Here is an 8,768-nt window from a genome sequence, read left to right as displayed (position 1 = left end):
ATCGTAGTGGCTGCCATGAGAAAGCTGGTGCAGATTGCCTACGGGGTAATCAAACACCAGAAGGAATATACCCCGCAAGTCGCCTAGAGAAGGCTTGCAGGGTATGGAGAGAGACGGTATCTACAGCGGGTTATAGCTAGTGTTTTACCGATGCAAAAAGGCCCGCCCGGTAACCCGGGCGGGCCTTTTTGCATCAGGCGTGCCGCATGTTGCGTGAAGCGTGATGCAGCCGCAGAGCGGCCTAGCTGTCTGAGGACACGTCCTCGGATGGCTGGGCGTTCTGCTCGGCGGCCTTGGCGGCAGCTTCTGCCTGTTGCTGACGACGACGCGCGCGCGGGTCGTTGGACGCACGGCCCTGTTCTGCGGCAGCAGGTTGAGCCTGGGCTGCAACCGGTTTCACCTCGGTAGCCCGGCTGGGCAGGCCGTCAGTCTCCGGGGCCGGCTTGGGCTTCTCGAACTTGGCGCGCGGCGCATGTTGCTGCGGCTTGTAGTTCGGTGAACGCGGGTCGTTGCTGGCACGTACCGGCTCGGCGGCTTGCGCTGGCTCTGCGGGCTTTTCTTCGGCCTTGACCGGTTCCGGCTTGGCGGCGGGCTCGGCAGGTTTGGCTTCCGCTGTCGGCGCCGCTGGTGATACCGGCTTGGCTGCTGCAGGCTTCTCTTCCGCCTTGGCCGCTTCCGGCTGGGCTTTGGGCGCTGCAGCGGCTTTGGCTTCAGGCTTCGCCTCAGTTTGCCGGGGCGCAGGCTTGTCTGCCTTGGGTGCTGCTTGCTCGGCTGCAGGTTGCGCCGCGGCCGGCTTGTTTTCCGGTTGGGCCGGAGCTGCCTGCTCCGCTTTCTCCGGTTGGGCGCTTGCTTGTGCCTGCGGTTTGGCTGCCGCAGCCGGGGCCTCGGCAGGTTTTTCCGCTACTTGCGGCTGAGCCTGGGCCGGCTTCTGCTCGGCGGCGGCCTTGCCCGGTTCCTGTTCCGGTACCAGTTTGGCGGGCGGATGGCTTTCAGCGCCCTGCATCTGGTGGTTGTCTTCTACCGGAGCGGGTGCAGCCTTGGCTCTCTCGGCCTGAGGCTTGTCCTGGCTGGCAGCAGGCTGCTGAGCGGCAGGCTGTTCCTTCTGCTCCTTGCCTTGCTGCTTGCCGGGGCGCTTGCGCTCACGCAGCGGGCGGTCGTCCTTGGCATCGGTACGACGGGGAGCCTTGGGGCCCTTGTCGTTGTTGCTGCCTTTGTTTTCGCCATCAGACTTGTCGGCCTTGTTGTCAGGCTTCTTGTCCTGCTGCTTGTTGCGGTTGCGATTGTTGCGGTTGTCGCGATTGTCGTTGTTGTCACCGCCCTTGCCACCGTCCTGCTTGTTGCGACGGTTGTCATTGCGGCCACGACGCTGCTCATTGCCGCTGTCATCACGGTTGTCGTTGCGCTTGTTGTCGGACTGACGATTGTCCTTGCGGTTTTCGTCCTTGTCCTGCTGCTTGCGGTTGCGGGTGTTACGGTTGTCCCGGTCACCACCCTTGTTGTTTCGGCCGCCGTCCTGCTTGTTGCGGTTGTCGTTACGACCACCACGGTTGTCATTGCGGTTACGGTTGTTGCCGCCACGGTTGTTGCGATTGTTCTGCTGGCCCTTGCTGCCTTTCTGTTGCGGTTTGGTCTTCTTCTCAGGCTTGGGCTCGGCGGTGAAGACCTGTGCCAGCCAGGTGAAGAAGCGCGCCAGCAGGCCCAGGTTCTGCACGGTGGCAGGGGCGGGGGCTGCGGGTTCAGCCGGCTTGGGCGGCGGCGGTGCCGTATCCGGGGCCATCAGTTTCACTGCCGGTTCCTGGGGCTTCACGCCGGGATCCTGACTGTTGGGCGCTTCGCCTTCGGCAGCGCCTTCCATCAGATCCATCTCGTGACTCAGCTGGGTCACCACCTGATCGTCACGGATGCGCTCCACTTCGAAGTGGGGCGTTTCCAGGTTCGGATTGGGGATGATGACCACGCGAACCTTGTGGTTCTGCTCAATGGCACGCAGCGGCTCACGCTTTTCGTTGAGCAGGTAGGTGCCCACAGCCACAGGTACCTGGGCCTGAATCTCACCGGTACGCTCCTTCATCACCTCTTCTTCGATGAGGCGCAGGATGCTCAGGGCGAGGGATTTCACATCACGGATGTGGCCCTGACCATCACAGCGGGGGCAGACGATGCTGGAGGTTTCACCCAGGCTTGGGCGCAGGCGCTGACGGGACAGTTCCAGCAGGCCGAAGCGGGAGATGCGACCCAGCTGGATACGCGCACGGTCGGCCTCCAGGGCGTCGCGCATGCGGTTTTCCACTTCGCGCTGGTTGCGGGCCGGGCCCATGTCGATGAAATCCACCACGATCAGGCCGCCGATGTCACGCAGGCGCAGCTGGCGGGCGATCTCGTCTGCCGCTTCCAGGTTGGTCTGCAGGGCGGTTTCCTCGATGTCCGCGCCCTTGGTGGCCCGCGAGGAGTTGATGTCGATGGACACCAGTGCCTCGGTGGGGTCGATCACGATGGAGCCACCGGAGGGCAGCTTCACTTCGCGCTCGAAGGCGGTCTCGATCTGGGATTCGATCTGGAAGCGGGAGAACAGCGGGGTTTCGTCGCTGTACAGCTTGATCTTGTTCTGGAAGTCCTGCATCACCTGCTGGACGAAGCCCTGGGCTTCAGCGAATACCTTCTCGGAGTCGATCAGCACTTCGCCGATGTCCTTGCGCAGGTAATCGCGAATGGCGCGGATAATGACGTTGGATTCCTGATAGATCAGGAACGGTGCCTTGCGCTGCTGGGCGGCTTCGTCGATGGAGCTCCACTGCTTGAGCAGGAAGTCCAGATCCCACTGCAGCTCCTCGGCGCTGCGGCCCAGGCCGGCGGTGCGCACGATGACGCCCATCTCGTCCGGGATGGTGAGGGCGCCGAGAGCTTCTTTCAGCTGGGCACGCTCTTCACCCTCGATACGGCGGGAGATGCCACCGGCACGGGGGTTATTGGGCATCAGTACCAGGTAACGGCCTGCCAGGCTGATGAAGGTGGTCAGGGCGGCGCCCTTGTTGCCACGTTCTTCCTTGGAGACCTGGATAATGACTTCCTGGCCTTCCTTGATCACTTCCTTGATGTTGATGCGACCCTGGATGTCTTTCGGGTCTTTCTGGAAGTACTGACGGGAAATTTCTTTCAGGGGCAGGAAACCGTGGCGTTCGGCGCCGAAGTCCACAAAGGCGGCTTCCAGAGAGGGTTCTACGCGGGTGATCTTGCCCTTGTAGATGTTGGATTTTTTCTGAATGCGAGTTCTGTGTTCGATATCCAGATCGTAAAGACGCTGGCCATCGACCAGTGCCACCCGAACCTCTTCAGGGTGAGTGGCGTTGATAAGCATACGTTTCATGGTGCTACCACACGTTAGTGGTGGCACAAGGCAGGGCCGGGGTACAACCGGTAGCAGACCAGGGGGAGGGCTGCAGGCCTGTCACGGCCAGGGCGCACGCGGTGCGTGGGTTTTCGCTTTCCTGGGTGATGCAGTGCCTGAGTCAGCGTCTCTCCGAGTTGTTTGCAATGTTTAGTGCGTAATCGGGCTGGCAATGTGGCCAGCAAGTAATACTTCACGCGATTGCTGTGGCGGTGGGAGGCTTGTTCACTCCAGGGCTGCACAACAATATGTAAACTCTTGTCTGTCTGTTTTCCAGGTCATTTGACCGGCGCTGCAGGCCACCATTGTTAATGTTCAGGGTCCGTACTTGGACGCTGTTTAAATGGGTTACTCTGCAGCGTTTCAGCCTGGCTCTGGCCCTTGTGGGGAGAGGGCAGGCGGGTAACGCTTTCAATCAGACCTTGATGAGGCGGGGCCCATGTTGTTCTCGGCTGTGCCGGAGCGGGCCACACGGCGAATGTTCGCTGCGCGTCGCCGTTGCCTTACTTCAGGTCGACGCTTGACTATAGCAATAAAAGGTTAGAGGGATCAATCAGTTGAGGCAGTGAACAGTTAACAGTGAATAGTGAACAGTGCGCGGGCTGAATCGGCAGGGCCCCGGCGAGCCGTGCCCGCGCTAATGTGGCGGCAGGTTATCCTTGTGTCTGTTTTTATTTCTTTTAGCTATTAACTGTTCACTGTTAACTATTCACTATCTACGGCTTTCTATAGAATCGCGCCATGCCAAATGATGCCCCAGCGGCGGATCGTGTCAGCTTTGTCACTATAGATGAAGGTCGCCACGGTCAGCGCCTCGACAATTTCCTGTTTACCCATCTCAAAGGGGTGCCCAAGTCGCGTATCTACCGGATTATTCGCTCCGGTGAGGTGCGGGTGAATAAAGGGCGCGCCAAGCAGACCACCCGGCTGGCCACCGGTGATGTGGTCAGGATTCCACCCATCCGCACCAGCGAATCCGATGCGCCGCCCAAGGTCAGTGACGGGCTTACCGAGCGTTTGTCACGAGCCTGTGTCTATGAGGACGCTAATCTCTTTATCTTCAACAAGCCGGCGGGACTGGCCGTGCATGGCGGCAGTGGAGTCAGCCTGGGTCTGATCGAGGCCTTGCGGGTGATCTACCCGCAAGAGCGGGAACTGGAGCTGGTGCACCGTCTTGACCGGGATACCAGTGGCCTGATCATGGTGGCGCGGCGTCGTTCATTCCTGCGCAAGCTGCAGCGGTTGATGCAGAGCGGCAAGGTAGAGAAGCGTTACTGGCTGATCTGTCAGGGCTTCAAGGGCAATGAGCGCACCATGGAGGCGCCGCTGCTGAAGATGCAGAACGGTAATGAGCGTATTGTGCGGGTGTCCCGGGAGGGTAAGCCGTCGGTAACCCATTTCCGCATGATCGAGCGGCTGCGGGATGCCCAGCTGGTGGAGGCCCTGCTGGAAACCGGCCGTACCCACCAGATCCGGGTGCATAGCCAGTTTGGTGGCTTTCCTCTCCTGGGGGATGACAAGTACGGCACCGTCAAGGGCGCGGCCCTGCTGGAGCAAATCGGCCGCCGGCGGCTGTGTCTGCATGCCCGTAGCCTGACCTTTCCCCATCCGGATACGGGCAAGCCGATCTCGGTAACGGCGCCACTGGATGAGGATTTCGACGCCATCCTGGCGGCATTGCGCAAAAAGAAGGATTAGTAACGCCAGATGCCTGACGCTTGACGAAAATAACCAGGGTGCCCGGTTTATGCCGGGCTGCATTTCGTGAAGTCAGCGCACAACAGAAAGCCCGGTCTTCACGGTTATCGAATCTGCGTCTGGCGTCCAGCGGCAGGCATCAAGCAGATCCACTATTGCTGGAAATCGCTGATATCGTTAATCCCGCACCTACCCGGAAATGCATGATGAACTTGAAATATGACCTTGTGATCTTTGACTGGGACGGCACGGTGATGGATTCCACTGGCCGCATTGTCAGCTGCATGCATCTGGCCGCCGAAGACCTGGCGCTGCCTTCACTTCCTGACCAGACCGTGCGTGACATTATCGGGCTGGGGTTGCCTGAAGCGATTGCGACCCTATATCCGGTATTGAGTGCGGCGGATATCGAACGTATGCGTGATCGCTATGCCTTTCACTTTGTCGAGGCAGAAAGCACTCCCAGTGCCCTCTATCCCGGGGCGGAGGACGTGCTTACCCTGTTGCGTGAGCAGGAAATGAAACTGGCTGTCGCCACCGGTAAAAGCCGCAAGGGCCTGCAGCGGGTATGGGGAAACACCGGTCTGGATCGCTACTTTCACTCATCCCGCTGTGCTGACGAGAGTCGCTCCAAGCCCGAACCGCACATGGTGCTGGAGTTGCTGGAAGAAATGGCGGTACCCGCGGAGCGGGCCATTGTGGTCGGAGATACCACCTTCGATCTGGAGATGGCCCGTAATGCCGGCGTTGACCGGGTCGCGGTGAGTTACGGCGCTCACCCGGTAGAGCGCTTGTTGCCTTGTGAACCCGTCGCAGTGATTGATAGATTGAATGACTTGCTGCCTTTATTGGCAGCGGATGATATGGCCATGGAGAGTCAGTAGATGGAAAACCAGAGTCCCTCGCAGCGTCCTGCTGATGAGAAAGAGTGGAAACTCATTGAGAAACTGTTGGGCCAGGCCCAGGAAGAGCACCGCAAGTCACGCCGTTGGGGCATCTTTTTCAAGTTCCTGACCTTTGCGTATCTGTTTGTGCTGCTGGGGCTGATGATGACGGGGCGTACCTCATCGAACTTGTCCCCGGTGACAGAAGAGCATGTGGCAGTGGTGGCGGTAAACGGTGTGATTGCGCCGGATCAGGATGCCAGTGCCGACCTGATCGTCACCGGACTCACCCGCGCCTTTGAGGCGGAGAACAGCAAGGCTGTGCTATTGAAAATCAACAGCCCGGGCGGTTCTCCGGTGCAGTCCAACCAGGTGTATAACGCCATCAAGCGTCTGCGCGACAACCACCCGGACAAGAAGGTCTATGCCGCCATCACTGATGTGGGTGCCTCCGGTGCCTACTATATTGCCTCTGCAGCCGATGAAATCTATGCGGACCCGGCCAGTATCGTGGGTTCCATTGGTGTGATCATGGCGGGTTTCGGCCTGGAAGAGGCGGCCGACAAGCTGGGGGTGGAGCGCCGGGTGCTCACCGCTGGTGACAACAAGGCAATCATGGATCCGTTCTCGCCGATTCGCGCTTCGGATCGTGAGCACATGGAAACCATGCTGGGTGAGATTCATCAGCAGTTTATCACCGCGGTGCGAGATGGCCGGGGTGATCGCCTCAGGGAAGACGAGAATCCGGACGTCTTTTCCGGGCTGTTCTGGACCGGTGAGCGCGCAGAGACCATGGGGCTGATTGATGGCCTGAAGAGCCCCGGGGATGTGGCCCGGGATGTGGTTGGTACTGATGAGATGGTCAACTACAGTGCGTCTCGCTCACCGATGGAAGAGTTCCTGCGCAAGTTCGGGGTGTCCATCGGCGAGGGTATTGCCAGCCAGATCGGGCTTGAGGGCGCAGTGCCGAGTATTCGGTAACTGCGCAGCGGCAAGCTACAAGCCACAAGCTGCAACGCGGGAGCAGGGGGGGGGCGGAATCTGAAGCCGCCGGTCCTCGCGCTGATAGGCCGACAGAAAAAGCCGCACTCTAGAGTGCGGCTTTTTGATTCCGCGGGGCTCCATGCCTGAAGGATGGCGTTGGCATCTCCCCGTGTTGCAGCTTGTGGCTTGCAGCTTGCTGCTCCTTATAGCGGAAGCTGAATCCCTTCCGCCGCCAGAAACTCGGTGAGCACAATCAAAGGCAGCCCGATCAGGCTGTTGGGGTCGCGGCCTTCCAGGGCCTTGAACAGGACGATGCCCAGTCCTTCGGACTTGAAGCTGCCGGCACAGTTGAGCGGCTGTTCCAGGTCCACATAGCGTTCTATCTGCTCTTGTCGCAGGGTGCGGAACTGGACATTGAAGGGTTCACAGGCGCTTTGGGTGCGCCCGGTAGCCGTATTCAGCAGGCACAGGCCGGTGAGGAAGGTGACCCGCTGGCCGCTGGCGGCGCTCAGCTGTTCAATGGCTTTTTCCCGGGTGCCGGGTTTGCCAAGCACCTGGTCTCCCAGTACCGCAACCTGGTCGGAGCCAATGATCAGGGTGTCAGGGTGCTGCTCTGCCAGGGCGGCGGCCTTTTCCCGGGCCAGTCGAATGACCAGATCGGTGGGTGTTTCACCCTCAAGACGGGTTTCGTCAATGTCCGGGCTCTGGTGGCTGAACTCCAGGTGCAGCTTGCCCAGCAGTTCACGACGGAACGGTGAGGAAGAGGCGAGTAACAGGGCGGGGGTAGCGGTCATGATTCTGTCTCCGGTCTGAGCGGCCAGAGTGTAGTGATTTTCTGCTGCAGGAAGAAGGTTTGCCGGGCCGGATTTCAGGTAAAATGGCCCGCAACGGGCAAAAAATACCCGGTGCAGCCAAAGAGTTTTTCGTGATTTGGAAAAAGTCTTTACGCTTCAATTGGTTAGCCCCTTACATTAACTTTGACAGAAGGGCCTCTCAGCCCTAGAATTGCGCGCTTATGTTTTCAGGGCAACTGCCACAGTTCCTCGACCCCCGTAAATACGCGGATCAGGGTCGCGTCGTTGAAGGCCAGCTCACTGTCCGCGACCTGCCACGCCTGCAGGATTACAAGGACAGTCTGGACCAGCCGGTAGTCATATCGCTGGCGTTCGGCCGTGACGAAGAGGGGCATCGGCGTATTGAGGGCGAGGTCAGCACGACACTGGTGCTGCCATGTCAGCGCTGCCTGGAGCCGGTGACTTACGACATCAAGGCCACGATTGATGTGGCGCTTGTCTGGAATGAGGATCAGGCCAAGGCGCTGCCGGAGCGACTGGACCCCTGGCTGATTGATGATGAACCCATGGTTCTCACCGATCTGCTCGAAGAGGAACTCTTGCTGGCCATGCCGTTGGTGGCACTGCATGACCCTTGCCCGACAGCTTTACCGCATGACAGCGGTGAACCTGAGAAACAGGAAAACGCGGATAATCCTTTTGCCGTGCTGGCCCAGTTAAAGGGTCAAGGCAAGTAAATTCAGGCTGAATAAACGCCCGAGGAGCTCGAAATGGCTGTTCAACAGAACCGTAAAACCCGTTCCAAGCGCGGCATGCGCCGTTCTCACGATGCGCTGACTTCTGCTGCGCTGACTGAAGATACCAACACCGGTGAAGTGCATCGTCGTCACCACATCTCTCCGGACGGCATGTACCGCGGTCGTCAGGTAATTCGTCAGGTTGAGACTGACGACGAAGAGTAAGCCTCTTCAAGCAAACGGGAGCTCAGGCTCCCGTTTTGTTTTGGCCTCAATGGCCACAGAA

General features: G+C 59.6%; 7 protein-coding genes. 5 read left to right on the top strand and 2 right to left on the bottom strand.

Features of this window, described 5'->3' with window-relative positions; genetic code table 11:
- Positions 1-241: 241 nt before the first annotated feature.
- Positions 242-3,364 (bottom strand): ribonuclease E, encoded by a 3,123-nt coding sequence (rne, locus tag MWU49_RS17055; protein ID WP_246974732.1) that lies wholly within the window; start codon positions 3,362-3,364, stop codon positions 242-244.
- A gap of 762 nt (positions 3,365-4,126) precedes the next feature.
- Here rne and MWU49_RS17050 point away from each other — a divergent pair.
- The 3 genes from MWU49_RS17050 to MWU49_RS17040 all read left to right on the top strand — a co-directional run bounded on the left by MWU49_RS17050 (position 4,127) and on the right by MWU49_RS17040 (position 6,948).
- Positions 4,127-5,083 (top strand): RluA family pseudouridine synthase, encoded by a 957-nt coding sequence (locus MWU49_RS17050; RefSeq protein ID WP_246974729.1) that lies wholly within the window; start codon positions 4,127-4,129, stop codon positions 5,081-5,083.
- A 203-nt stretch (positions 5,084-5,286) separates the two neighbouring features.
- Positions 5,287-5,967 (top strand): HAD-IA family hydrolase, encoded by a 681-nt coding sequence (locus MWU49_RS17045; RefSeq protein ID WP_246974726.1) that lies wholly within the window; start codon positions 5,287-5,289, stop codon positions 5,965-5,967.
- Positions 5,968-6,948, top strand: a complete 981-nt coding sequence (locus MWU49_RS17040; RefSeq protein ID WP_246974723.1) for a S49 family peptidase — start codon at positions 5,968-5,970, stop codon at positions 6,946-6,948.
- A gap of 206 nt (positions 6,949-7,154) precedes the next feature.
- Here the strand turns inward: MWU49_RS17040 and MWU49_RS17035 are convergent, their stop codons facing one another.
- Positions 7,155-7,745 carry a nucleoside triphosphate pyrophosphatase gene (locus MWU49_RS17035; RefSeq protein WP_246974720.1) on the bottom strand — a complete coding sequence of 197 codons (591 nt, stop codon included), beginning with the start codon at positions 7,743-7,745 and terminating at the stop codon, positions 7,155-7,157.
- Between the two features lie 221 nt (positions 7,746-7,966).
- Here MWU49_RS17035 and MWU49_RS17030 point away from each other — a divergent pair, with 221 nt between their 5' ends.
- Both MWU49_RS17030 and rpmF read left to right on the top strand, forming a co-directional pair.
- Positions 7,967-8,482, top strand: coding sequence for a YceD family protein (locus tag MWU49_RS17030; RefSeq protein ID WP_246974717.1), 516 nt, complete (start codon positions 7,967-7,969; stop codon positions 8,480-8,482).
- A 33-nt stretch (positions 8,483-8,515) separates the two neighbouring features.
- Positions 8,516-8,707: a 50S ribosomal protein L32 gene (gene rpmF, locus MWU49_RS17025; protein WP_246974714.1), complete on the top strand. Its 192-nt coding sequence runs from the start codon at positions 8,516-8,518 to the stop codon at positions 8,705-8,707.
- Positions 8,708-8,768: the final 61 nt, after the last annotated feature.

It is taken from the genome of Alcanivorax sp. S6407, from assembly GCF_023016115.1.
Classification (GTDB): domain Bacteria; phylum Pseudomonadota; class Gammaproteobacteria; order Pseudomonadales; family Alcanivoracaceae; genus Alcanivorax.
Note: the sequence above shows the minus strand (reverse complement) of the source record. Positions and strands in the feature narration are given on the sequence as shown.